Here is a 25,371-nt window from a genome sequence, read left to right on the forward strand (position 1 = left end):
AGATCTAAATGGACTTTAAAACGCACCAAAGCCGATTAAGCCAGTTATCCGCACGATTTAATTTGATGGTGTGCCTTGTGTTTGGTTTATTGATATCTAATGTAATGCTGTCTTGCTTTGTATATTCAGCGCTCAAACATCATACGGTGGAGATTACCCCTTTTTCAGGTAATCCTGGTTATTTAAAAAGTGCTTCATTTGTTGACAGTCATTACCTAAGTTTAATGACGGAAAATTTTATCAATGAGCGTCTCAATGTTAGTCCTGAAACAGTTGATGCGAATCATAAGCGTCTGCTTTCCTTTGTGAATCATCAACAGTATCCCTATTTTCTTAAGCTGCTTGCTCAGGAGGCGAGAGTTATTAAAAACAAAAAAATGTCATCTACCTTTGACATAACTGAAATCAAAGTAAACCCCAATGAACTCAATGCTGTGGTGAGTGGAAAGTTAAAGCGCTATGTGGGAATTCAAGCACTTTCTGACACGCAAACAGTATACAAGTTGGTATTTCAATATGTGGATGGTCGTTTATCAATCGTCCAATTTGCACCAAAGAAGGAGAGTAAAGATGCATAAGGGACTTGGTGTTATTTTGGCACTAGTATCAATGAGTGTGATTGGGAGTAACAGTATCCCTTTTAAAGATAATAGCGAAATCGCATTAACTTTAAGCCAGGGAAATTACAACCGCATTTTTGTGAAAAATGACAAAATCATGGAAGCGGTGTTTCCTGAAAAGGCGATGGCTATTAAACGTGATGAGCAGGATGGATCAGTTTATATCATGTTGGCAGCTACTAATCCGTTTACCTTGTTTTTGACTACCGAAGCAGGTCGTCACTTTTCGGTAACTTTAAATAGCGAAGAGTCATTAGGTAAAACAATTGAACTCATTCCACAGCAGCCACTACCTGTAAGAGTAACTACTCGTCAAACGAAAACTAGTCCGGTAGCTGGGACTCATGAAGCTATTCCAGAAGCAATTCTTGCAATGCTTACCCATATGGAACATCACAAACCTTTTACTGATGTGGTTGTAACGCATCAATTTGGCAAAGCCCAGCGCTGGGAAAGAGGTCTAACACTTTTACCTAAAGAGTCGTGGGATGGAAGGTTGCTTAAAGGTGAAACTATTGAACTTTACAATGGAGGTAAGGAGCCTTTAGAGTTATCTCAAGAATGGTTTGCAAAGAAGGATACTCTAGCGATTAAATTTTCTAAGCCCACAATTAATCCTCGCGAGCGTGCCATGCTTTACCGTGTTGCAGGAGTGGATCATGGCTAATTGGCAACTCAATACAATGGTTAAAAGCCGCCAACTCCGTACATTAATCATGGTGGGAAGTGGAGTTTTGCTTATCCTGGCAATCATGATTGTATTGCTTATAGATGGTCGTCCTAAAAAAACTCCTTCCATACAAAAACCAGTAGATATAACTGGAATTGTTGATGAATCGTTTACAGAGGCTGCAGCCGATAATGCACTAACTGCCCAACAATCTGAACTCGAATCACTCAAAAAGCAAATTAGTGAATTGACTCTCACTATGAAAAAGATGGGTGAGGATCATGAGAAGCAATTAAGCACTCAAAAAGAAGAATTGACCGCACAAATAAGCACGATGGTTTTGGCAAATCAAGAAAAATCAAGTGCTTCTGAGAAAGTACCGAATACATCTAATGAGTTAAAGGAAGTACGAAACCCAGAGTTTTGGCATCATGCCAATACTTATGCCATGAATAGCAGCAATTCTGACATGATGACCTTAGCAGATATCACTCCACGCATTCATACAGTGTCATTTCGAACTAAACGCCGTACCACTAGAGCTCATCATAATAGCTATTTAAATCCAGCTCATTATGTACCCTCAAATACTTCAGTAAGAGCTGTTGTTTTAGGTGGTGCTGATGCGGATGCATCCGTTAATGGTCAATCTAAAAATAATGGCGTAATGCTCTTTAAGTTCCTAGAGGATGGAACACTACCTAATGGAGCGCGCTCACATCTTCGGGGATGCCGAGTGAGTGCGAATTCCTATGGGGATATTTCTAGTGAACGTGCTTTTGCAACCCTATATCGCCTATCTTGTGCTCATCCTGGCCAACCCATAATTGATAAAGAAGTGACGGGTTGGGTGTTTTTCAATGGCAAAGTGGGGATTAAAGGTAAGCCGTTGATGAGGGATAACAAAGTGATGACCTGGGCAGGGGTTAGTGGCGCATTATCAGGGATTGCCCAAGCTGCGCAATATGCTCAAAGTGTACAAGCGATTGGCCCTTATGGTGCGACTTCTGTGGTTCCATCAAGCCAAATCGCACCTTTTGCCGCTTATGGAGGTGCTTCGAAAGCAGCAGATACGTTATCTGCCTATTACGTCAAGCGCGCAGAACAATACCATCCCGTCATTCAAGTCGGTTCTGGCAATGTGGTCACGGTGGTTTTTAAAGATGGGTTTTATTTAGAGCCTGATGAAGACAAGAGCCAACATGCCATGAACCAAGTTAAAGCAGAGGAAGAAGCACAAAGATTAATTGCAGCTAACAATGAAGGGCATCCGACTGATATGAATTTTACGGTGCCACCGGAGGTATTAGGGAAAATTGATCATGCGAATACTGTGATGGGAAATGAGACAGGAGTACTGCGATGAAAATGATTAAAAAGACTCTGATCCTTTTAATTTATATGGGATTAGCAGCATGTGGGCCAATTAATTCCAATTTCAGTTGTAATGTTACTGCAGGAGATAGTTGTTTGACTATCGAGCAAGTCGATGCCATGACCAGGTTCGCAGATGATGTAAAACCCTATAGCTTCAGAAAGAACATGATGAAGGCTGAAAACAAATCTTTTTTAAATCAAGGAAAAATAGTCAAACAAGATAATGGACAAGCACTTTGGTTGTCACAAACAGTTAAGGAGCAATCATGGGCTTAAGGCTAAATCAATGGCGAGATAAAGCACGCGAGATGGTGCATCGGGCAAGTCACAAACTAGGAGAAACTGCAGGCATTAAACCGGAATCATTACAACACCATTCAAAAGCATTTGAGTCGTGCACTTTAGATTTGCCTTCCATGAAAAGCCTGCTTCCCTATGAAATGGTCAACGAAGAAGGATTTTTTGTAAACCGATGCTCTGTGGGGTTTGGGCTCTCATTGATGCCTATGGCAGGGGCTGATGAGTCTTTGATGAAATCATTAGCCGAAACTTTTAAAAACAAGCTAACCGAAGGGACAGACTGTACGGTGTTATTGTATAAGCATCCTTGGCTTGCGCAAAATATGCATCAAAATTATGTACCCATTTTAAAGCAAGGTGGAATTTATGCAGAACTTGCACGCCAAAGTCTCAAATACCATCTTAGTGCCATTGCCAAGGGCTATAAAAATGGACGCAACGTCCCAGCAACACTCTCGGATTACCGATGTTACTTATTTATTTCAAGACCAACTGAGCTAGGAGTTGAAGGCACGCTTCAGCTACTGCGAGATGATTTTGAATCCGAACTCAAAGTTGCAGGTTTTGGTTTTGTGCGGTGCGAAGCGCAAGATTTTAAAGTGCTGATGCGTGCTCTTGTTTCACCAAATTTCAATGAATGTTCCTGGCCAAAAATCGAGGATTCACAACCTTTTATTAGTGAATCCATTCCCAATCCCACTACAGTATATGAAATTGGTGATGAGAGCATTGATATCTCCATTGCAGATGATGAAGGTGCTATTCAACACTCACGGGTTGTGAATTGTGAACTCACGAGTTTTCCTAAGGCTCCATTTGCCCTATGGCAAACGCCAGACTTATTTGCCAATCTTTTAAAACCTGAACAAGGCATTCAATGTCCATTTCTAATTTCATTTACTGTTCGTGGTGTCAATCAGGAAAAGATGAAAGCACAAGCGAAAAAAAGAGCTAAATCTTTGAGTGCTAATAACAACGCCATCCAATCTTTTATTAATCCTAGTATTAAAGAGGAAGCAGCTGAATGGCAGTTTGTGCATGAACATGCATCCAAAGGTGAGTTGCATTTGCTGCCTACATTTTACAATTTAGTGTTGTACACCACCGTTGAAAAAGAACGGGAGCATGTGGCAAAAGCAATCGCGAGTTTTAGGCAAATGGGATTCACACTGATACAAAGTCGTTGCAAACAGTGGCTTCGTTTTTTGGGAAGTTTTCCTTTTATATTGACTGAAGGGCTTTTTTCAAGCCTTGAACTTTTAGGTTTGACCAAAAAATTAAGCCATACGAATGTGGCTAACCTTCTGCCTGTAGTTGCTGATTTTAAAGGAGCAAGGCAGGGGCTCATTCTACCAACATACCGTCATCAGTTGTTTTATTTAGATACGTTTGATGATCGAGTTTTACCTATTACCAATTTTAATCGTTTAACCATAGCAAGCCCTGGCTCAGGTAAATCATTCTTTGAACAAGCACAAATTCTTGATGGTTTGTCACGTGGGCAGCAAATTTTTGTCATTGATTTAGGTGGTTCTTACAAACATTTATGTGAGTTAGTCGGTGGAAGCTACATTGATGCATCTACATTGACGCTTAATCCCTTTACTTTATTTGATTTTGATGGGGTTACGGAAATTGATGGCGAGAAGGTGAATGATTACATTCAAATCAGAGACTTGTTAGCCATTATGGCAAGCCCTAATGAAGCATTGGGTGAGGTACAAAAAGCATGGCTTTTGGATGCGGTGCTTACCTGTTGGAAAGAGCGGGGACGGCTCGCCAAAATGGATGATGTATTGGCGGCACTGCGTGAACTTTTGCAAAAACCAGAGTCCAGAAATGACCGAAGATTAAAAGATTTGCTGATATTGTTGGATAAGTATGGAAGCCATGGAATCTATGGCAAGATGTTTAACAGTGATACTCCTCTTTTGAATAATTCTAATTTTGTGGTTCTTGAAATGGGCAAATTGGAAAGTAATCCAGAATTGCTCACCATTGTCATGTTCGTCATGATTGTGATTATTCAAGGTCAATTTTACCATTCTGACCGTCGAACCCAAAAGCGTTGCATCATTGATGAAGCTTGGCGTTTCCTGGTTGTGGGATCTAACCCAATTTCTGCAGGATTTATTGAGCAGGGATTTCGCACCGCGAGAAAACACACAGGTGGTTTTGCGGTGATTACTCAAAATCTTGCTGACACCATGAATACACTCCAGGGTCAAGCAATTGCTGCAGCAGCAGATACTAAAATCATCATGCGTCAAGGAGCATTTCGGGACTATGTAGAGAAACATCCCGACCATTTTAACCCTCTAGAAATATCCATGATCGAATCCTTTGGTGAGGCTAAAACGCAAGGCTTTTCCAATTTGATGATTCAATTTGGCAATGTCACTACATTTCACCGTTATTTTTGCGATCCATTTTCAAGAGTTTTGTTTTCTACCTCAGGTGATGAATTTGGTGAAATAGAATCGTTAATGAACCAGGGAATACTACTTACAGATGCAGTTCATGCTGTTGCACAACAATACTATGGAGATGAGTTATGCGCTTGATTCATACAGCTATAGTAAGTGCTGCCATATTACTCTTTATTGGTTTCGAACTTTATTTGGTTTCGCCAAAAATTCAAGTGGTACTTTTTGATGCTGAGGCGATTCAGGCTCAATTGATTCGTCAACTCGCAGAGCATCAAGCTAGTGATGAGCAAGTGAGCCATACAACACGTCAATTTAAAAATAAACTCCAAAAACTGTTAACACAGTATGCACAGCAGCATCACGTCATGATTTTAAACCAACGTGAGGTTCTTGCAGGTGGCGAAGACATTACTGATGAGATTGCTAACAAGTTAGGCCAAGCAATGAGGAAAGGTTCATGAAAAAAGTAATGCTTGTATCTCTTATGATAACGATTTATTGGAATGCTCATGCCAAATCGTTCGGTGTGGTAGGAGAGGTTTTTCCTGTTGCAGAAAAAAGTTTTTTAGTACTAATTGAAAAGCGATTACGCACATTAACAACCAGTGGTGAATTGGAAGCATTAAACCGGAAATGGATTGATACAGTGGTCAACCATACTAACAGACCTACTGCATTAGGTTTGGAACGAATCAACAAAACAATCAGACATTACTACACGTCAGAAATCACTTTAAATAAGGATATTACTGACCATAAAGGCAAGGTTCTGTTCCCAAAAGGAACTTATGTCAATGCTCTTGAGCATATGCCAGCGTATAGACCCTGTTGGTTGTTTTTTAATGCGGATGACGAGGCACAGATTCGTTGGGCGCAGCTACAAAAAAGTAAATGTCCTAATCCTAAATTTATTTTGACTGGTGGAGCAATCAAGCGCACTGAAAAGAGCCTAAATGCCGTGATTTATTTTGATCAGGAAGGGCGGATTACAAGAAAGCTAAATATTGAACATGTACCAGCTCGAGTAACACGCAAAGAAAATCAGCTTCTTATTGTTGAAGTGGCAATTAAGGAGAATGGCAATGCGTTATAGAACACTCTTTATAATTGCCTTTTTTATTTTTTCTTGTACTAGTTTTAGCAAGCAGTGTACAGGACATTTTGTTAATCCGATTACCGATGTATGTTGGAGATGCTTATTCCCTTTATCGATTGGTAACACCAAAATTGTACCTTCGTCTCTTCCAGACACTGACAATGCCTCCAGTCCGATTGGAGTATGTCCTGCAAGCACGGGTGTTAGGGTTGGTTTGAATATAGGATTTTGGGAACCGATGGCACTAACAGATGTCACCGATACGCCTTACTGTTTGGTTAATCTGGGAGGCACCAAGCTCAATTTAGGTTTAAAACAGGCTAGAGGTGGCCGTCATGTCGTAGGAAATGGTCAGCAAAGAGCATTTTTTCATGTGCATTGGTACAAATACCCACTTATTAATTGGTTAAATCTCATTACTTCTGTAGGTTGTTTGCAGGCAGGCGACTTTGATATTGCCTACCTCACAGAGCTTGATCCAACCTGGCAGGATTCAGAAATGAGCTTTGTATTAAGTCCTGAATCGGTTTTGTTTGGTAATCCAATTGCAGCGGCAGCCTGTAGCGCAGATAGTCTTTCATCCACGCTGACTAACAAACCAATGGATAAACTCTTCTGGTGTGCGGGAGCACAAGGCACTCATTACCCAATGACGGGGCATGTCAATTCACCGATTTCTCCAGTGCAAACAGCACTTTTACTTACAGAACGTATGAATTACAAAATGCATCGAGAATTTCTGGTTTCTGATTCAAGCTCCGCATCTGGAGCTATTTGCAAAGAGCATTATTACACCGTAACGCCTAAATCACGCTATCGCTATGAGATGGTAAATCAGGTTGCTGACGGAAAACATTGCTTCCCATCAGGCCACAGTACGCTTACCTGGGAAGCAGGAAAAATTAAACTGCATACACCAGACCAATATGGATTTTTAGTGTGGCGAAAGCGCAACTGTACGTTCCTTTAAATGGAGAGAATTAAATGTTTAAGAAAGGGATTACTTTAATCATCGGATGTTGTGTACCAAGGATGCTGATTGCCGCCACAGTATCAGTATTTGTAAGTTTTTCGATGCCTAACAATTTGTTAGAGGAAACGTTAAAAGAGAGTGCGCGCTTAAACATTCCAGTTTATTTAAATGGTCTTTATCACGATTCGATGCAGTTAACAGCATCGAAGGTCATAGAGTTAAGTGAGCATGTTCCTAACCTAAATTTACAAATTGATCCAACTTTATTCGAACGTTTTGGGATTTATCAGGTGCCTGCTTTGGTTGTCGATAATGGATCGTCATTTGATGTGATTTATGGTCATTTGCCTCTTAAAGAAGGGTTAATGCGCATGGTTGATCGAGGGGAGAGCGGGTTTTCAACGCTTGATGCAAGGAGAGTGATCGGTGAATAAATACGGTTTCATTTTATTCTGCTTGATGTCGATCGCAACTCAGGCGCAACAAAATCAGAGTGATGCGCTAAAGGCGCGTGCAGAAGCCTTAAAAGCCTTAGAGGGATTTAATCCGGCAAGTGTATTAAATGGATACACACCTAACCCTCAAGAATCATCTCTTCAACCGCAAGAAGGCAACAATGCATTGATCGCTCAGGGACTAAATACTATTAAAAATAATCCAACTGCAAATGATGTATACAATCAAGCGGAAAACAGAACTAAAGTACGCTCTAATCCTAACAGTCCTGAGATGCGCTATGCTGAAACGCTTCTTGAAAACCCGGATGCAGTTCTAGAAGGGGCTTGTTATAAGGAGCCTGCCAATTGCAAAAATCAATCAATAATTAAGACCTGTGAAGAGTCCGTGCAGTATATTGGAACATCATGTAAGGAAACGTTAGATGTTCATGTTAAACCAGTTAGTTTTAGTTTTACTCGTGTTGTAATCCCTTCTCGTGGCCAATCGGTTGCAAGTTTTGATGTGCAAAGTTGTGTCAAAGGAGATTGGCGATGTAGCCCAGCAAATACAGTTCATTTATTACCTTCGTGTGAAAAAGTAGTTGTTTCAGTGACACGTAATAATCGTGCTGTATTAGTGACGAAACAGCCTGATTGTACTGACTCAACAGTTAGCGTACAGCTTCCAAGACGAGGAGGGGCTTCAACTTCCTTGCACATTACCCTGACTGAGTATGTGGGTGAAGACCAATGGAAGAATGGTGAATGTGAACGGATTAAAACAGGAACCCCAAACAGCCAATGTTTTTTGGAGGCAGCAAATAGCTGTGTTGAGCCTAATCTAGGTAAGGTAGTTGGCGGCATTACAATCAAACGTGCCTGCTGGGGAAGGGTGTTCAATTATCAATGTGCTCGTGTTAACTCAAGCTCGTGTACCCCTTTAATCAATCAAGGCTGTTCGCAAACTTCATCCCTTTGTACTCAGACTTCTGCCAATCGATGTGAACGTTTTTCACAAACGTTTCAGTGCATAGAGCACTGGTGCATGCCTGAAAAAACCGTGTGTCCTGAGAAAATTGCATGCAGTGATGGTCAATGTGACAGCTTAAACTCTGAAACAAGTGACGATATGGCTGAAGGTTTGTCACGGCTTGGAGCTCTTGCAGGAGCAGCTTCCGATGTTGCTGCTAATCAGATTCACAGTGGCGTACCTGCGATATTTACCGGTAAAAACTCTACTTGCCGCAAGGTAGTAGCCAATGCTCGAAATTGTTGCCGTGGCAGTCATCGCATGACGCATTGCAGTGGTGATGAAAAACTCCTGTCAAAAGCAAAAGAAGAAGGGCGTGCATTTAAGGTGGGTACTTATTGTGCCGTAAAAAAACTAGGCATGTGCTTGGAAAAGAAAGAGTCCTGGTGTGTTTTCCCAACCAAGCTTTCTTCAATCATTCAAATTCAAGGGCGTTACAGTCAATTAGGAGTTGGTTTTGGTTGGGCAAAAGATGAGGACAACAATGCCAATTGCCGAGGAATAACGCCTGAGGAACTTGAACGCATCAATTTTTCAGTATTGGATTTATCACCAATTCAGCAAGAGCTGATTGCGCGTATGGCCTTACCCAATAACGGACAAATTAACCGCTCTAATCAATCTCATGTGGAGCGCTTAAAACAGGAGGAGCGTGCACATGATTAAAGCGTTCCTAATCCTATCAATGTTTCTGTATTCGCTTAGTTTGTTTGCAGAAAAACCGACAGGTTTTCTCTGGTATAACATTGAACAAAACAAGAAAGCACATAAAGAAAGACAAAGAGGGGTTTCTTTTAACCAGTTAAGCTTTACGCAGCAGGATGCCGTTCTTCGGTTTTATACCATGGAAGCGTTACACAAAGCACGTTCTACCAAGAAGGTCGAAGACATGCGCGTATTTTTAAGTCTTCAGGATTATTGGCTTAAAGAATCTACTCGCTTTAAAGCCCTATTTCAAAAAACTATGTTGGCTTATCCAGAATATGATTATACGGTGACCCATCCTACTTCAAATTTAGGCGCAAAAATAACTGATGAACTTCGTGAAACACATCAAACTGAGGTTATTTCATCCCTTTCAAAGTCACATGGACTTTTGTTGTTTTATCGTGGCAAGAGCCCTTATGACTTAAAACAACTCCCTATTATTGAAGATTTTTGTAAGCGTTTTCATTTGGCATTGATGCCGATTAGCGTGGATGGCGTTGCTTCATCTGAATTTTTTCATACACGAAAGGATCGTGGTCAAGCTAATCGACTTGGGGTGCGTTATTTCCCCGCGACTTTATTAGTTCATCCTCAAAGCCAAAAAGTGATTCCTATTGCCTATGGTCTAACCACCCAGGATGTTTTGATGGAGCGTTTGGTACAAGTAGCCACTCAATTTAAAGGAGAAATATGATGCATGCACGTTGGTTTATGACGACTCTATTAGCCACACATGCTTTCATGGCCTATGCAGGAAGCCAACAATGGCTAACTCAAATGATTGTTGAACATGAAAGAACGATTCAACAAAAAAATAGAGTAGAAGAGCCTCAAAACCAAAATAATGACTTCTTTAGTCAACATGGATTGATACTGTTTTATGCGAGCTCTTGTCCGCATTGCCATCAATTTGCCCCAGTACTTAAAAGTTGGGCAGGTAAGAATAAGGCAGAAGTGCTGGCGCTTTCTTTTGACAACCAGCCATTGCCTGAGTTTCCTCAATTTTTGCCAGCTACAACAGAATGGATAAATGACGCGTTTCAAGGAGCGTCCATTCAATATCCTGCCTTATTTGTAGTCAATCCCAAAACAAAAGCCTTGTATCCAGTGGGCTATGGTTCAATGACAGCAGAAGAGTTGAGTTCCCGTATTGAGGTACTGATTCCCAAAATAGCATCTTACGAACATAAGGAGATGCCCTTATGAATAAATGTATAACCAGTCTATTGCTGTTAAGCATGAGTTTAAAGGTGAGTGCTAATGTAAGCCAAGATTTGGATAATTTTTTTAATGGGATTGGTTATGCATCGAACGTGACCTCGCCTGCTGTCTTTGAATCGCAAGCAGCGGGATTTTTTGGTGGTGGTTCATTGTATGCTCGCAATCAGGTGCGTCAATACCAACTCGTACAATTGGATTTACCAAACTATCGAGCCGGATGTGGTGGGATTGATTTGTTTACTGGAAGTATGAGTTTCTTAAGTGAGCAAAAGCTCGTTGATTTGGGTAAATCGGTGATGACCAATGCCGGTGCCTATGCAGTGGATGTGATGCTTGCTTCCACAGTACCTGAGCTTAAGCAGGTACGAGATTATTTGCAGCAACTCGAACAAATGGCTAATCATGCTAGTATCAATTCCTGCCAGCTTTCGCAAAATATGGTTGGCGGTATTTGGCCAAAGACCGCAGAAAGCCAGCAGAAAATCTGCAAAGACCAGGCGGCTTTAGGCAAAGAGGGATTATTTAGTGATTATGTTAAAGCACGGATGGCTTGTTCTGGCAGTGGTTTTGATAACGTAATGAATAAGGCATCCCAAGATCCAGAGCGTAAAAAGCAAGTTGTTTTAAACAAAAATCTGGTGTGGTCACTTTTGCAAGCTAAGTCCTTCTTAAATAGCGACCAGGAACTTTCCGAAATGGTGATGAGTCTGACAGGAACGTTGATTATCGATAAAGAAGGCAAAGTGACGAATGTCCCTTCATTGGCTGGAAATGCCGATCTAATTAATGTGCTGATTGGTACAGGAAATGGAACTCGTACTGCAAAAATATGGCGCTGTAATGATAAAGGTGCTAACAGCCAATGTATTCAGGTGAGTTTACAGGAGATCACTATCCCTGAAACCTCAACGCTCACGTTTAAAGTTCGCGAGATTATTCGAAATATCAATACCAAATTAGTTAACGATGAAAAACCCGGTAATCGCGAGCTTAATTTTTTAAGTATGACCTCATTGCCTGTCATGAAGTTTTTATCCGTTTTAAACAGCATGCACTATGGCAGTACCACGGTGGATATAGAAGAGTATTCGATGTTAATCGCTCAGGATTTATTGACTAATTATCTTACGGAATTGCTCACAGAGGTGAGTCAAGCGACGGCAGGCGCAGAATTGAATTCCGATTTAGTTAAAGAAATTCAAAAACGAATCAATGAGGCTATGACTAAAGTAGCTGCTATTGATCCTAAAGTAGGTCGCAAACTACAAGAAAAGCTGGCTCTGATTGAGCGCATGGCTCGTATTGAAAAGCAAGTGGCTTCTAGTATGAACAGTACGGCAGGGTAAGGAGAATAGGTAATGATAACCATTCATGTCTTGGCAGCTGGAGAATTATTTCAGCATGTGCTCAATGCTTTGGCCTCTTTTATGAAACAAGACAGCTTTTTGGGATTACTGCGTATCACAGCGCTGATTGGTATTGTTATGGCGACGGTAGGTTTTCTAAAGACTCGAGATCCTATGGCCTTTGCGCGTTGGTTTTTAGGATACGTGTTGTTTGTGAATTTGGTGTTATTACCTAAAACATCAGTGCTTATTGACGACATTTCAGCGCAAAACCCTAAAATCGTTGATAATGTGCCTGTGGTGTTTGCGTTAAGTGCTAGTCTTGTAACTACGATTGGTTATGGCCTTGCTCAAACGTATGATGCACTGCTCACTATGCCTGATGATTTGCAGTACACCAAAACAGGCGCGTTGTTTGGTTCTCGCCTAATTCAGGCATCAACTTCCTTTCGAATTAAAGATCCTGTGTTAAAAGAAGAAATGAATGAGTATTTTCGGGTCTGCGTGGTTGGAGACATTCGTATGAACCGCAAGTACAGTGTTGGTGATTTAGCGCATTCCACAGATATTTGGAATTTATTGACCTCCAAAGCATCACCCCTTCGTATGATCAGTGTGAATGGCAAACTTGTTACTTGCTCGGATGCCTCCAAACCTGATGGACAGTACAGTTTACGTAAAAAACTAGATGCTGAAATTAAAAAAGCATATACGTTTTTTGGGGTCAATTTGTTTGGCAAACCTAAAAATACAACTTATGAAGCACTTTTTAATACCCATCTAAAATCAGCTTTTGATTATTATCAGGGCTTAACAGATACGGCAAGCAATATCTTTTTACAAAGCATGATGATTAATGCTATGGGAGAAGGTGTTGCTCATTATCAAGCGTTTACTGATGCTACGGCCGGAGTGGTTAATCAGCAATTTACCAAATCTCAGGTACAGCATCGTTGGAGTTGGGAGGTTTTAGGCAAGAAAGCCTTGTGGATTTTACCTATTACCCATACCTGTTTGACCCTTTTATTATTTGGTGTTTTTCCCTTAATTATTGCATTAGCTACTTTACCCGGCGGAATTCGAATTCTTTATGGATATCTGCAATTTTTCATGTCACTGCAATTTTGGCCTGTACTATTTGCCATTTTAAATGCTGGTATGACTCTTTATGGCGCTTCAACATCTGCTGAATACGGCCATTTTACGATGGTGAATCTTGATAAAATTGATGAACTGCATGCGGATATTTCAGGAGCTTGTGGCTATTTAATGATGTTAATTCCTTTTTTATCCCATGGCTTGGTTTCTAATCTTGGTGGAGCATTCAGCAATTTAGCCACCAGCATGATGAGCCATATGCAAGGTTCTAGCATGTCCGTAGCAGGAGAGGCGGCCAGTAGCTCTTTTGGTCTAGGACAAACCAGTTTCTATAATACGACTGCCAATAATTTTTCAGCCAATAAACATGACTCTAATTGGACACACATGCATGGTATGAATACTGAGCAAATGGGAACTGGGGTATTAAAAACCGTTACAGGCAACGGCGAAAAAGTTTTCGACGTCAGTCCTGGAATGACACGAAGTGCCGTATCTATTAATACATCAGAAGGTTTAAGCACATCACTTAACCAAGCTTATGAGCAGTCACGTCAAGCTGCTCTTAATGAATCCAATCATTATCAATCTGCTTTATCCCATTTTGCCCATCGGGCATTACAACTCTCCCAATTACAAGGTCATGAAATGCGACTAGGTGATGGAGTATCTAATAGTGAGTCAAGTCAATATTCTAAAGCGTTATCGACGATTAGCCATATTGCAGAGGATGTGGCGAAACGAAATGGAGTAAGTAAAGAGGATGCTCTTTCTCATTTAACCAGTGGTGGTTGGGGTGCTCATGCTGGTGTGAAATCAAATAGAAGTCTAATAGGTAAGGTAGCTCAATGGGGGACAGGTTTTAATGCAGGAGGTAATACACATCTTAAATTTGATCGAACCTCTTCAAGTAGCGATCGCTACCACACGGGAATGGATGGCAGTATTTCTGCACGTGAAGCAAGTGACTTTAATGATGCACTTAACTATGTGAAACATTTTTCACAAACGCATCATTTTGATGACAATCATTCTCAATCTTCTTCTCTTTCAAATCAATTGGGAGCAGATTTACGCGCTGCAGAGACTGCAAGTCGTAGTTACGATACAAACCTAAATCGAGCAGAACGAATTTCCAAAGCAAAAAGCTTTGTTGAATCTCATTCATCGCAAATCAATACCGATCTGAATCAAGCGTTTCCTGCATTTGTAGCAAGCAAAATAGGAGAGTCAGCTCGCGACGAACTATTTAGCCATCCAGGCGATATGCACTCATTAAATAAACTCCAGGCTTTAGGACAAGATTTTATTGCTCACAAACGCGATGAATTAATTAGAGACTTTGGAACTCCAGATAACCATAAAAGAATAGATTCTTTTTATAACCAAGAAAAGCATCAAGTGAGCTCAATGGAAAAACAGTTAGGGACTCATTATCAAAAAAATACTCAAGAATTGGAGCACGATGCTCAATTACTCAAAGTAGGCATTGATCAAAATAAGACTAAAACATTAAAACACAATGTTCACCAGCAATTGGATGAATCTTTTCAAAATCTTAATCAAGGGAAGGAGTTGATTCAGAAAGATCAGCATGATCTAATGGATAAACAGAAAGCTGTATTGCATGAGGGTATGGTTAGGGCACAAAAAAATGTGCTTTTACCTGAAAATGTTCATCTACCCAAGGAGGCTTTAGAACTCCACCATAAAGGAGAGTAAAATGGATAATACACAATTAAAATTAGCTGTTGCAGATGACATTAGAACTATAAAACATCTTGATCCAGATATTATTCCTGCGCGAGTGTACTATGGTGATTTTTTTAAGATAATGTTGGCTATTTTTTGGAGCATTTTTGTTGTTATCTCATCAACATTAGCTTACTCATTTACCTTCAATACACAATTTAAAACGCCTGCAACTTATTCAGAAATTATTAGTTCATCGGTTATTGTGGCTTTTTTCTTAAGTTTAGGTGCCCTGATCGTATTATGGAACTCGGTTAATTTCTTTGTTCTTTTTCGTTTACATCTGGAGACGAAACTAAAAACGGGTGTTTTACTGGTCAAAAAATTTAAACTCATAGCCAAAGTATTTTTGGGCTTTTTTGTCTTTTTTTGCACTGTATTTGGCAGTTATGGTGAAGATACGCAAATCTTGTTAATGCTTGGATTTGCATTTTTTGGAAGCCTTGCCGCGACCTACTTTCTGGTAAGTATGGAATTAAGCCGTATTGGAATAAGCACTATTTTTACAGTAATCAATGAGTTTTTCCATAAAGAAAAGAGGATTGACTTACCGCTTAGATAAGAAAATAAATAAACATTTTTAATTAATTTTAAGCACTTTAAGAGCAGTGCTAGCTACTGCTTTGCCCAAAATACACAAGGAGAAGAACAGATGCGTGATGAGCCTAATTTCAAACACTATACTCGTGGTGGACAAATTAGTTTCCATAATCTTCGCATGTGGGATCAAATTACCAAATCGTTGACCTTAATTTGCCTGATGCTTTGGGTAGTGTTTACCGGACTTATTATTTGGAGTGTCACTTCAGTTGAAAAGCTACAACATGCATTTGCTTATTATGGGGCTCAATTTTTAAATGCTATTGGTCAAAAGCATGATTTTCATTTTTCATTCCATGGTAAGACCTACACACAAAATGTACAGCAAATTCTTCATTATTCCTATTACCGTGATAATGCCAATGAAATCATCAGAACCATGGGACAATCAGCTTTAGTTGCATTTTGCATGGCATTTCTTATTGGAATAGGGTTTGCCATTTACTTTATTCGCCGAGGTAAAGAACAGAGTAAACATCAGTTTATTCGAGGAAGTCGAATCGATACCCCAGCTCAGGTAAAAGAAATGATCATAAATGATGCGGCTCATTCCGACATTCATATTGATGATTTTCCTTTAATTCAAGGTAGTGAGGTGCAGCATATATTAGTACATGGAACAGTAGGGACTGGAAAAAGCCAGCTCATCATGAAGATCTTAGATGCTTTGCGAGCACGTGGAGATAGAGTCATTATTTATGATAAAGGATGCTCTTTTATAACTCATTATTTTCGTGAAGACTATGATGTTGTTTTAAATCCTTTTGATGCACGTTGCCCAAATTGGGATATGTGGAGTGAGGCGCCTCGAGATTCTGATTTCGAAAACATGGCAGAAAGTCTCATCCCTATGCATGGGGAATCTGATCCTTTTTGGGTCAATGCCGCCCGAACTGTTTTTGTATCGGTTGCCTCCACTATGCGCCATGATTCTGATCGCTCATTAGAGAAATTATTACGGCTTTTGCTTACTGGTGAATTTTCTACCTTAGAAGAGTATTTGCAAGGAACGGCAGCTGCTACTTTAGTCAGTGGTAAAATTGAAAAAACAGCAATTTCCATCCGTTCGGTAATCACGACTTATCTTAAATCACTGCAGTCTTTATCAGGTCTTGAGAAGGATAATAAGCTTGCATTTTCCATTCGTGACTACATCCTTGATGAAGATAGAAAAGGGTGGTTGTTTATTTCATCCAATGGAGAGCAACATAAAACCTTAAAACCACTCATTTCGATGTGGTTAGCTATGGCTTCCTTAACGCTTTTGAGCTTGTCGCCTAATCGAGAACGACGTATTTGGTTTGTCTGTGATGAGTTACCTAGCTTACATAAACTCCCTTTACTTGGTGAGACGATTGCCGAAGTACGTAAATTTGGCGGCTGTTTTCTTTTGGGAATGCAAAGCTTTTCACAGCTCACTAAGGTCTATGGTCAAAGTGGAGCTAGAGAAATTTTTGATTTACTCAATACTCGTTTTTTCTTTCGCAGCCCAAGCAGCGATATGGCACGCCTAGTAGCCAGTGAACTAGGGGAGGAAGAAATTGAAGAGTCTAGGGAAAATTATTCTTATGGTGCCAACAGCATCCGAGATGGTATCTCCTTAGGAAGTCAACGAGTGACTCGTCCTATCGTTGCTTATCCAGAAATTTTGGAACTCAAAGATTTAACCTGTTTTTTGCGTCTTCCAGGTCCTTATCCAGTGACGAAGTTGGCAATTCAATTAATACAACGTGATACACCAAACTTAGGTTTTATCGGTAGAAATTTACCTGAACTCATAACAGAAGATGTCTCAAGGGTAGATGAAGCAAATGAATCATCAGGACAAGATCTGGAACAGGCTTCACGAAAAGTGAAAGAAAGCCAACTCATAGAATATATGGATTAGGGATAACTATGCTCAGTATACAACCACTAAAATCAGCACAAGGTGCAGCAGACTATTATGCAGCAACATTCAATTACTATTCAGGTGATGCACAATCTATGAGGTGGTTAGGACAAGCTAGCCAGAAGATGCAACTATCTGGAATAGTGGAAAAGAAACAAATGCTCGCTTTATTAGAGGGTAAAATGCCTGATGGTCAGTCGCTACAAAATCTTCAAGGCGAACATCGCCCTGGTTTTGATATGACTTTTTCTGCACCTAAAAGTGTCTCCCTATTAGTGGGATTAGGCGTCGCACCTGAATTAGTTCAATATCATGATGAAGCAGTAGCCTATGCCATAGGGCAGATTGAAAAGGAATTTGCAGAAACTCGAGTTTCTCGGCATGGGGAGATTTTTTTTGAAAAGACGGGCAACTTAGCAGTTGCAGCGTTTAGGCAACCAAGTTCCCGTGCCAATGATCCGGCGTTGCATACGCACTGTGTCACCATGAACATGACTTTTCATGAAGGAAAAGCACGGTCTCTTGCGAGCGACACATCAAGAAAATATGGGGTTATCGAGCAAATTCAAAATAATGCTCATTATTGTGGATTGATTTATCGTCAATATTTAGCCAATCGACTGAAAGAGGCAAAATTCCCATTGAGGTTAAGCGGAGATGGGTTATTTGAAATTGATGGCATCCCTGAGAAAGTCTTACAGGAATTTTCCAGAAGGCGTGAAGACATTGAACGTCACATGGAGGAAAAAGGCTGGAGTGGTGCAAAAAGCGCCTCAGCGGCTACATTGCTCACCCGCAAGAACAAGGAAGAGTGTGACATCACTGTTTTAGAAAAAGACTGGAAAGAGCGCGCAAAAGATTTAGGGTTTGATGCACAAGCTTTTATGCAAAATCGAAATCAAGTACAACCTATTTCTTGGTTCTCAGCCATTAAAGATAAATTAATGGCTTTAGTTGGCAAACAAACCCAAGGGAAAAGTCCCTCAGAAAAGGAAGCGGCTATAGCCTGCATACAGGTTGCTACAGAAACATTAAGTCAGCGCACCTCAATATTTTCAGAAAGGGGTTTAGCGTTTGAGGCGATGAAACATAGCCTTGTTTACCCTAAAGCAGTGTCCAAAGAATCCATTAATGATGCAATTCAACACGAAATTAAGAATCAATCTTTATATCAAGCTCGATGCCAGGAAACGGGACAGCGATTTTTAACCACTCCATGGCTTTTGACCATAGAGGCAGAAACTCTTGCGCGAATTGAACACAATAAAGGGGTTGTTCCTGCTATTGCCACCAAAGAAACAGTCAAAGTATTTCAAAAGCAGCGAAGCCCATTATTGCCTTATCCCATGACCAATTCGCAAAAAGAGGCCATGCTTGTGTTATTAACCAGTAAAGACCGCTATTTAGCCATTCAAGGTTATGCAGGTGTTGCTAAAACATCGATGCTTTCTGAAGCAAAATTACTGGTTGAGGCACAAGGCTATAAACTTCGTGGTGTTACCGTAGCAAGCTCTGCTGCCTATGAATTACAGGAAAAAGCAGGGATTAAAACAGACGTGTTCCCACTGGTACATCAAGAACTAAAAGACGCACCAATTGCTTCTTTAAGCAAGACCATATTTATAGTCGATGAAGCATCCATGCTTTCTTCTCATCAGGGTCACGAACTGATGAAACATATTGAACGCACCAATGCAAGGCTAATACTTGTTGGTGATAAGGCACAGTTACCAAGTGTGAATGCAGGGCGTATATTTGGCTTAACCCAGGAATATGGTATTGAGAACACTGTAATGGATGAAATTGTGAGGCAAAAAAATACCGTCCTAAAAGAGGCAGTAATTGCTGCTACTCAAGGAAAGGTAAGAGAAGCTTTAGACAAAGTGGATGTTAAAGAACGCACCACTCATGAAGAGCGCATTACTTGGATTGCTAACCATTGGCTTTCCATGCCACAAAAAGGTCGTGATGAAACTTTATTATTTGCACCCACACATGTTCATCGAGAAGAAATTACTAAGCTGATTCGTGATGGTTTGAAACAAGAAGGGATTTTAGCAAAAGAAGGTGTGCACCAAATGGTTCTTAAAGCAAAAAAGATGGAGCCTATACAGAGTCGATTTGTTGCTTATTATGAGAAGGGTGACATTGTACGTTTTAATCAGGAGTTTAGAAAAAATGACATTAAATCAGGTGAATATTATACAGTTGGAGAAATAAGCAAAAAGAATAGCCAAGATAATGTGTTGCCACTAATTAATGAATATGGAAAGTTAATTCAGTTTAAATTAAATAACCTGCCAAAATACAAATCCCATACTGCGCCTTTTGAACGCATTATCGAACTTTATCATGCAAAATCTTTGGAGCTATTGCCGGGAGATAAGGTCATGTGGACACGCAATTTCAAATCCAATAACCTGAGAAACGGCCAATGTGCAACCCTTCATGAAATTAAAGAAAATGCACTCATTTTTATTACCAAAGAAGGCCATCAATTAACCATAGAACATACCCATCCAGCCTTAAAGCACCTTGACTACAGCTATGTCCTGACCAACTATAAGGTTCAAGGAAAAGATGCGCCTTTTGGTGTTGGGTTAATGGAATCCTATCATCGGTTTGGCTCTACCCTAAATAATTTTTACGTGCAAATTTCTAGAGCCGTACAAGGTATGATTTTGGTGACGGATAATAAGGAAGAACTGGTTCGTGCTATTAGAAGAAATACCGATGAAAAACCATCCGCACTCGATAGGATATCAAGTGAGCAACTAGTACGCCATGAGGAACGATTCAGTCACCATAATAGCCACTCAATACAGACAGTCATTGCTAAGAAGCAGGGGTTTGAATCACAAAATTTAACAAACTCACTGAATCAAAAAATCAATATGGATGACCTATTGTTTTACAGTAAAAAAACAGAAATAAATCGTCAGTTAATTAAAGAATTAGAGCTATAAAATCAGGAGAAATTATGCCACGTACTACCATTTCACTACCAAATAACTTACATAATCGTATCGCATCCCTTGCGATAAAAAATAATGATTCCATGTCTCATATGATTAGTCTATTAATTCAGGTCGGATTAAATCATTGGTTTGAGAGAAATGACCATTTAAGTGAAAAGACAGCCGTCGAAAAACATTGCCATCAACTAATCATTCAGATGAATGCGTTGATTAAAAATATTTCGGTTGAGCTATTACAGCTTAATAGGGAGGACTTTGATAAGTTACAGCAAGCGGCATTGGTGAAATATAATGAGTTACAAAATATGTATGAGGAAAATGTTTAATATGTTGTTTAGTTTTATAGGGTAAAAAAAAGCGGTGCAAAGTGGTGAAGAATGATGAACCTGTGATGAATGTTGTGGTGAATAGTTAAAAAATTATTCCAGCAACCCTTATAAAATATGGATTTTTTGACTTTATTCTTCATACTTACTCTTCACCACACATTCATCAGCTTTTTAAACTTATTTTTCCTTAATGTCTATTGAAAATCCTTATAAATAAAGAAGTTAGTAAGCATACTTTAATAATGCGATAGGTGTGTGTTGAACTATATAGAATCTTTATAGGTTTGATACTCAAAATAAGCCTTTTAAAATTTTTTTGTATTGTTTAATACAGCGCATTCCATTGCGCGTATGTGATGGTAAGTTCTCATTTGGCAAATTGAGTAAGCAAACTTATAGAGTCAGGTAAGAGAATATGGCGTTTTAAGTCATTGATCTCTTTCCACTCTTTACCATTATAAACAGACACATTATTAGTAATCATTTGAATTTTGCAATATGGGCAGCCATTAAGCTTTTCTTTTAGAAGTACTACTCCATTTTGGGCCTTGTGATCATGCTTTTGATTTAACATATCAACAAATTCCTTTGATTCGATTGGGTGAGTATATAGCTCATCATAATATGCAGCAAAAGCATCAGAATCTGAAAAGCTTTTGGATTTAGTACCCAACAATCTAAAATATTTTCCGCATTTTTCGCATTCAGGGTATTGTAAAAGTATCATGGCAATAAATACGCCACCTGCCATAAAGCCAACGAATTGAATAATAGCCAAAAAATAGCCAAAATAACCCACTTCACCTGTTTCAATATGAGTTGGAGCCCTACTAAAAGAAAAAGTGTAATGTGACTTTGAAAGTGTGAATTTTACATAATCAATAAATGAAATAAATTGGCTTACTTGTGTTCCATCATCAAGAATAAGAGTCATGTACTGAAAATAATAGATCAACAATTGAGTAAAGACTGCAATTATTAGCATTTGCAAAAATAGTACCTTGGTTGGTCGTTTATGAAAATATAAGCAACCAAAATAGTATCCTGATGCTGCAGCCATACCAGTCAAAATAGCGCCAATAGGTATCACCACCCAAACACTTAGAGTAAAAAAATCAAATTCCATATGATTGGAACATACAATAACCAATATTGCTGTCAGTACTGAAGTAATCAAACCACAACTAGCAACCGCCAGTGAATCAAATAGTTTTCTCATAGTACAACCCCAAATGAAATGGGCGGATATTATCCATAGTGCTCTTAAAATGCAATTAATTGATTTTATGATAGAGATGATTTTATGAAAAAGTAATCGATATTGGACCTTCATTTGTCTTTACTTTATATAAAACTCTATCGTATTCCCTGGATTAGGTTAATTATAAATCAATCAGATCAAATCATTGTCTTTAGGGCAATAGTCAACCACTTCTTGCCTTGACAAGGGTCTTATGATTACGTAGCATCGCCGAAAAATGGGCATATTATGATCAACATGGTTTTATAATGAATTTGAATAATATCAATTTCGACTAATTGTAAATCATATATAAGATTAAACTGAAAAATTATACCAATTGGAGCAATAGGATAATCCCATTGCTTTAAATCCGCTAAATGCAAAACTACTCAACAACCTCAGAGAAAAAAGATGGAAATTGATAACAATAACCGATATGAACAATTAGAACACTCTATGATCAACATTGCAGTTGAAAGCTGGCGTTTTTCTCGAGTGTTTACGAGGATTGTGAATAAGATGGATGCCGGAGAGGTTAATCGTTACGTTAACCAATTGCGTTACTTTCAAAAAAAAATCGAAGAAAGTCTAGAAGTTGTTGGCCTTAGGCTAGTCAATGTTGAGGGACAACCTTTCGATCCTGGTATCGCCGCTTCTGCTCTAAATTTGGGTGATTTTGAGCCAGAAGATACGTTGCTAATAGATCAAATGGTAGAGCCGATTATTATGAGTGCTCAAGGACTTAAAAAACAGGGGACAGTCATACTGCGAAAGGTGAATATATGAAATACGTTGGAATCGATCTTGGCACAACAAACAGTGCAATTTGTTCTTATGATGGGGCGTCAGTTCACCTCTATAAGAGTCCAGATCAAAATGATGTTACCCCGTCAGCTATCTTTATCGATAAGAGAGGCAACAAATACTTAGGGAAAAGAGCATACGATAGTGCTGCTAAAAATCCAGATAATGCTGCTACAAAATTCAAGCGAATGATTGGTACAAGCACTCCTGTCAAACTGGATGCTGTGGGTCTAGTCATGACTCCAGAAGAGTGTTCCGCCGAAATCCTTAAACTATGTTTTGGATATCTTCCTGAAGAAATACGAAATAATGAAAGAACTGGTACTGTAATTACTGTACCAGCAGCGTTTAATCAAATGCAAAAAGATGCGACATTGGCTGCAGCTGAAATGGCCGGTTTAGGCAAAATTACTTTAATGCAGGAGCCTGTGGCAGCAGTGATGAGTGTTATGAAGCAAAGAAGAAGTGATGGAGTTTTTCTTGTTTTTGACTTAGGAGGAGGGACTCTCGATATTGCTATTGCAGAAAGCATCAGTGGACGAGTAAGCCTATTAGCCCATGGCGGTATTGCGATGTGTGGTGGAACAGACTTTGATCGCTCAATTTTGGACAATGTTGTTAAGCCCTGGCTTTTTTCCCAATTTAATCTACCAGAAGATTTAAGTTCAAATATCAAGTACAAATCATTACTAAGAATGTGCCTGTGGGCTGCAGAAAGAGCAAAAATAGAACTATCAACTAAAGAGGAATCTGTCATCAGTCTTGCTGAATCAGATATTAGTATTAGTGATGAATCTGGTGAGGAAATATACATTGATATACCTTTCACAAGAAGACTCCTTGATGAATTAATCTTAGGTAAAGTAGAAGAAGCTATCCAGGCTGCTAGAGAAACACTTGCTAAGAGTGGACTAAATTCACATGATGTTGAACGTATTGTATTTGTAGGTGGACCAACTCAATATAAGCCCCTCCGCGATAAAGTATCGTTTGAATTAGGTATTGCACCATCTATAGATGTTAATCCCATGACGGCGGTAGCAGAAGGTGCAGCAATATTCGCCGAATCGATTGATTGGGCTTCTGAAAAGCGTGGTCGGAAAAGTGCTCGAGGTACAATAGGCACAGGGAATCTGGATCTTTCATTTAACTTTATAGCAAGAACACCAGATACCAAAGCCAAGATCATCGCGAAGGTAACCGGTCCTGTTATCTCTGGAGCCGAGTTTCAAATTGACAGTCTCGATACGGGATGGTCATCTGGCCGAGTAGGGTTGAAAGATGGAGCGAGTGTTGAACTTCATCTATCGAAACCAGCTGAAAATACATTTAAAATATTTGTGTTTGACTCAAACGGTGGACCTATTAGTCTGGTTGAAGACAAAATTGTCATTTTACGTACAGCTGCAAGCATTGATGCTATTCCTGCCTCGCATTCTATTGGTGTAGAGGTATGTGAGAAAATTGGAGGTCGTCTAATACTGGATTATTTAGTTCGTGAAGGGGAGCAATTACCCAAAAAAGGAAAGAAAATTTTCAAAGCTGCAGAATCATTAAAGGCTGGTAGCCCTTCCACTTTAAAATTCAAACTTTGGGAAGGTGAGATATCTGACCCAATTGGCGATAACCGCTTTATCGGTATGTTTGAGATTAAAGGTGTTGATTTCGATGATGGAATTATTTCAGTAGGTGCTGAGTTAGTTTGCGAATATGAAGTACTAGATTCAGGGAATATTATTATTGAGGTCACGGTGCCATCCATTGGAAGTTCATTCCATAGCGGGCGTAATTTTTACTCTCGTCAAGATGGGCAAATTGACTATACCAAAGCATCAAAGTTAGTCCAAGACCAATCAGAGAAAATGATACAGCGTCTTAATGAAATGACATCAAAGATCAATGATGATCGACTAAATCAAGCACGAGACACACTGGATCAAACATGCGGATTAAATCCTAATGAGAGTGACCCTGAAACAGTTAAACAGGCTATGGATAATATTCAAGAAATTAGGCGACGTCTAGCCATAATTCGCAAAGAGCATTTAAAAGAAATTCGTCAGATAGAGTTAGACAAAGTTGTTCATTTTTTTGAGCAGTTAGTTAGACAGCATGCTCGATCATCAGAGGATTCTTCTTTTGAAAATCTTAGTAAAACAGCTCAACGCGCAATTGATAATAATAGCAGTGATTTTGAAGCACATCTTTCTGAACTTCGTAATAGAAACTTTATGATTCTATGGCGACAAGATTGGTTTATCATTGACCGTTTTAACTGGTTAAAAGAAGACTCTTATCTATTCCCTGATGTTCATGAGCATACTCAATTAATTGAAGCAGGGATTGAGGCTCTTACGGGTAATGATATGGAAAAACTGCGAAAAATTGTTGCCAATCTTGATTCTGCTCGTATAGGTTCTGTTAATGAAGACGAGATGATAGCTGGCTCAAATATTGTCCGGGGGTAAC

The 25,371-nt window shown here is 39.5% G+C and carries 21 protein-coding genes; 20 read left to right on the forward strand and 1 reads right to left on the reverse strand.

The annotated features are described in order from the left end of the window. Positions 1 to 8 precede the first annotated feature (8 nt). The 18 genes from traE (at position 9) to ELY20_RS06245 (ending at position 20,852) form a co-directional block, all read left to right on the forward strand. The gene (traE, locus tag ELY20_RS06160; protein ID WP_127059469.1) at positions 9 to 578 is read left to right on the forward strand and encodes a type IV conjugative transfer system protein TraE; all 570 of its coding nucleotides are present in this window, start codon (positions 9 to 11) and stop codon (positions 576 to 578) included. Then, a complete protein-coding gene (gene traK, locus ELY20_RS06165; protein WP_127059470.1) occupies positions 571 to 1,287 on the forward strand; it encodes a type-F conjugative transfer system secretin TraK in 717 nt (238 codons plus the stop codon). The genes traE and traK overlap by 8 nt, the downstream gene beginning before the upstream one ends. Next, positions 1,280 to 2,656: a TrbI/VirB10 family protein gene (locus ELY20_RS06170; protein WP_127059471.1), complete on the forward strand. Its 1,377-nt coding sequence runs from the start codon at positions 1,280 to 1,282 to the stop codon at positions 2,654 to 2,656. Before traK ends, ELY20_RS06170 begins: the two co-directional genes overlap by 8 nt. Then, the gene (locus ELY20_RS06175) at positions 2,653 to 2,943 is read left to right on the forward strand and encodes a conjugal transfer protein (RefSeq protein ID WP_127059472.1); all 291 of its coding nucleotides are present in this window, start codon (positions 2,653 to 2,655) and stop codon (positions 2,941 to 2,943) included. Before ELY20_RS06170 ends, ELY20_RS06175 begins: the two co-directional genes overlap by 4 nt. Further along, complete coding sequence (gene traC / locus ELY20_RS06180; RefSeq protein WP_127059473.1) at positions 2,934 to 5,531, forward strand: type IV secretion system protein TraC; 2,598 nt, start codon at positions 2,934 to 2,936, stop codon at positions 5,529 to 5,531. The genes ELY20_RS06175 and traC overlap by 10 nt, the downstream gene beginning before the upstream one ends. Next, entirely contained in the window at positions 5,522 to 5,857 is a 336-nt protein-coding gene (locus ELY20_RS06185) for a TrbI F-type domain-containing protein (RefSeq protein WP_110144275.1), read from the forward strand. Before traC ends, ELY20_RS06185 begins: the two co-directional genes overlap by 10 nt. After that, a complete protein-coding gene (gene traW, locus ELY20_RS06190; RefSeq protein ID WP_110144276.1) occupies positions 5,854 to 6,489 on the forward strand; it encodes a type-F conjugative transfer system protein TraW in 636 nt (211 codons plus the stop codon). Before ELY20_RS06185 ends, traW begins: the two co-directional genes overlap by 4 nt. After that, complete coding sequence (traU, locus tag ELY20_RS06195; protein ID WP_110144277.1) at positions 6,479 to 7,462, forward strand: conjugal transfer pilus assembly protein TraU; 984 nt, start codon at positions 6,479 to 6,481, stop codon at positions 7,460 to 7,462. The genes traW and traU overlap by 11 nt, the downstream gene beginning before the upstream one ends. A 14-nt stretch (positions 7,463 to 7,476) precedes the next feature. After that, positions 7,477 to 7,899: a type-F conjugative transfer system pilin assembly protein TrbC gene (gene trbC, locus ELY20_RS06200; protein WP_110144278.1), complete on the forward strand. Its 423-nt coding sequence runs from the start codon at positions 7,477 to 7,479 to the stop codon at positions 7,897 to 7,899. Next, positions 7,892 to 9,598 (forward strand): type-F conjugative transfer system mating-pair stabilization protein TraN, encoded by a 1,707-nt coding sequence (gene traN, locus ELY20_RS06205; RefSeq protein WP_110144279.1) that lies wholly within the window; start codon positions 7,892 to 7,894, stop codon positions 9,596 to 9,598. The genes trbC and traN overlap by 8 nt, the downstream gene beginning before the upstream one ends. Beyond that, positions 9,591 to 10,334: a type-F conjugative transfer system pilin assembly protein TraF gene (gene traF / locus ELY20_RS06210; protein WP_110144280.1), complete on the forward strand. Its 744-nt coding sequence runs from the start codon at positions 9,591 to 9,593 to the stop codon at positions 10,332 to 10,334. The genes traN and traF overlap by 8 nt, the downstream gene beginning before the upstream one ends. Then, a complete protein-coding gene (gene trbB, locus ELY20_RS06215; RefSeq protein ID WP_233590510.1) occupies positions 10,331 to 10,846 on the forward strand; it encodes a type-F conjugative transfer system pilin assembly thiol-disulfide isomerase TrbB in 516 nt (171 codons plus the stop codon). The genes traF and trbB overlap by 4 nt, the downstream gene beginning before the upstream one ends. Continuing rightward, positions 10,843 to 12,207, forward strand: coding sequence for a conjugal transfer protein TraH (locus tag ELY20_RS06220; protein WP_127059474.1), 1,365 nt, complete (start codon positions 10,843 to 10,845; stop codon positions 12,205 to 12,207). Before trbB ends, ELY20_RS06220 begins: the two co-directional genes overlap by 4 nt. Positions 12,208 to 12,219: 12 nt before the next feature. Beyond that, positions 12,220 to 15,027 carry a conjugal transfer mating-pair stabilization protein TraG gene (gene traG, locus ELY20_RS06225; RefSeq protein ID WP_127059475.1) on the forward strand — a complete coding sequence of 936 codons (2,808 nt, stop codon included), beginning with the start codon at positions 12,220 to 12,222 and terminating at the stop codon, positions 15,025 to 15,027. 1 nt (position 15,028) lies between these two features. Beyond that, a complete protein-coding gene (locus ELY20_RS06230) occupies positions 15,029 to 15,619 on the forward strand; it encodes a hypothetical protein (protein WP_110144194.1) in 591 nt (196 codons plus the stop codon). Between the two features lie 90 nt (positions 15,620 to 15,709). Next, complete coding sequence (traD, locus tag ELY20_RS06235) at positions 15,710 to 17,545, forward strand: type IV conjugative transfer system coupling protein TraD (RefSeq protein WP_127059476.1); 1,836 nt, start codon at positions 15,710 to 15,712, stop codon at positions 17,543 to 17,545. A gap of 8 nt (positions 17,546 to 17,553) precedes the next feature. Beyond that, positions 17,554 to 20,514: a MobF family relaxase gene (gene mobF / locus ELY20_RS06240; protein WP_110144211.1), complete on the forward strand. Its 2,961-nt coding sequence runs from the start codon at positions 17,554 to 17,556 to the stop codon at positions 20,512 to 20,514. A 14-nt stretch (positions 20,515 to 20,528) separates the two neighbouring features. Then, positions 20,529 to 20,852 (forward strand): hypothetical protein, encoded by a 324-nt coding sequence (locus ELY20_RS06245; protein ID WP_199742185.1) that lies wholly within the window; start codon positions 20,529 to 20,531, stop codon positions 20,850 to 20,852. A 370-nt stretch (positions 20,853 to 21,222) separates the two neighbouring features. Here ELY20_RS06245 and ELY20_RS06250 read toward each other — a convergent pair whose 3' ends face one another. Further along, entirely contained in the window at positions 21,223 to 22,074 is an 852-nt protein-coding gene (locus ELY20_RS06250) for a hypothetical protein (protein WP_110144212.1), read from the reverse strand. 435 nt (positions 22,075 to 22,509) lie between these two features. Here ELY20_RS06250 and ELY20_RS06255 point away from each other — a divergent pair, with 435 nt between their 5' ends. Both ELY20_RS06255 and ELY20_RS06260 read left to right on the forward strand, forming a co-directional pair. Then, complete coding sequence (locus tag ELY20_RS06255; protein WP_110144213.1) at positions 22,510 to 22,884, forward strand: hypothetical protein; 375 nt, start codon at positions 22,510 to 22,512, stop codon at positions 22,882 to 22,884. After that, a complete protein-coding gene (locus ELY20_RS06260) occupies positions 22,881 to 25,370 on the forward strand; it encodes an Hsp70 family protein (RefSeq protein WP_110144214.1) in 2,490 nt (829 codons plus the stop codon). Before ELY20_RS06255 ends, ELY20_RS06260 begins: the two co-directional genes overlap by 4 nt. Position 25,371: the final 1 nt, after the last annotated feature.

This window comes from Legionella qingyii (assembly GCF_003990155.1).
In the GTDB taxonomy this organism is placed as follows: domain Bacteria; phylum Pseudomonadota; class Gammaproteobacteria; order Legionellales; family Legionellaceae; genus Legionella; species Legionella qingyii.

Coding starts and splice junctions, on each gene's coding strand:
- traW (WP_110144276.1), top strand. CDS start 5,854: ATGAAAAAAGTAATGCTTGTATCTCTTATGATAACGATTTATTGGAAT.
- ELY20_RS06170 (WP_127059471.1), top strand. CDS start 1,280: ATGGCTAATTGGCAACTCAATACAATGGTTAAAAGCCGCCAACTCCGT.
- ELY20_RS06255 (WP_110144213.1), top strand. CDS start 22,510: ATGGAAATTGATAACAATAACCGATATGAACAATTAGAACACTCTATG.
- traE (WP_127059469.1), top strand. CDS start 9: ATGGACTTTAAAACGCACCAAAGCCGATTAAGCCAGTTATCCGCACGA.
- traD (WP_127059476.1), top strand. CDS start 15,710: ATGCGTGATGAGCCTAATTTCAAACACTATACTCGTGGTGGACAAATT.
- trbC (WP_110144278.1), top strand. CDS start 7,477: ATGTTTAAGAAAGGGATTACTTTAATCATCGGATGTTGTGTACCAAGG.
- ELY20_RS06175 (WP_127059472.1), top strand. CDS start 2,653: ATGAAAATGATTAAAAAGACTCTGATCCTTTTAATTTATATGGGATTA.
- ELY20_RS06185 (WP_110144275.1), top strand. CDS start 5,522: ATGCGCTTGATTCATACAGCTATAGTAAGTGCTGCCATATTACTCTTT.
- traU (WP_110144277.1), top strand. CDS start 6,479: ATGCGTTATAGAACACTCTTTATAATTGCCTTTTTTATTTTTTCTTGT.
- mobF (WP_110144211.1), top strand. CDS start 17,554: ATGCTCAGTATACAACCACTAAAATCAGCACAAGGTGCAGCAGACTAT.
- ELY20_RS06260 (WP_110144214.1), top strand. CDS start 22,881: ATGAAATACGTTGGAATCGATCTTGGCACAACAAACAGTGCAATTTGT.
- trbB (WP_233590510.1), top strand. CDS start 10,331: ATGATGCATGCACGTTGGTTTATGACGACTCTATTAGCCACACATGCT.
- traG (WP_127059475.1), top strand. CDS start 12,220: ATGATAACCATTCATGTCTTGGCAGCTGGAGAATTATTTCAGCATGTG.
- ELY20_RS06220 (WP_127059474.1), top strand. CDS start 10,843: ATGAATAAATGTATAACCAGTCTATTGCTGTTAAGCATGAGTTTAAAG.
- ELY20_RS06245 (WP_199742185.1), top strand. CDS start 20,529: ATGCCACGTACTACCATTTCACTACCAAATAACTTACATAATCGTATC.
- ELY20_RS06250 (WP_110144212.1), bottom strand. CDS start 22,074: ATGAGAAAACTATTTGATTCACTGGCGGTTGCTAGTTGTGGTTTGATT.
- traC (WP_127059473.1), top strand. CDS start 2,934: ATGGGCTTAAGGCTAAATCAATGGCGAGATAAAGCACGCGAGATGGTG.
- traK (WP_127059470.1), top strand. CDS start 571: ATGCATAAGGGACTTGGTGTTATTTTGGCACTAGTATCAATGAGTGTG.
- traF (WP_110144280.1), top strand. CDS start 9,591: ATGATTAAAGCGTTCCTAATCCTATCAATGTTTCTGTATTCGCTTAGT.
- ELY20_RS06230 (WP_110144194.1), top strand. CDS start 15,029: ATGGATAATACACAATTAAAATTAGCTGTTGCAGATGACATTAGAACT.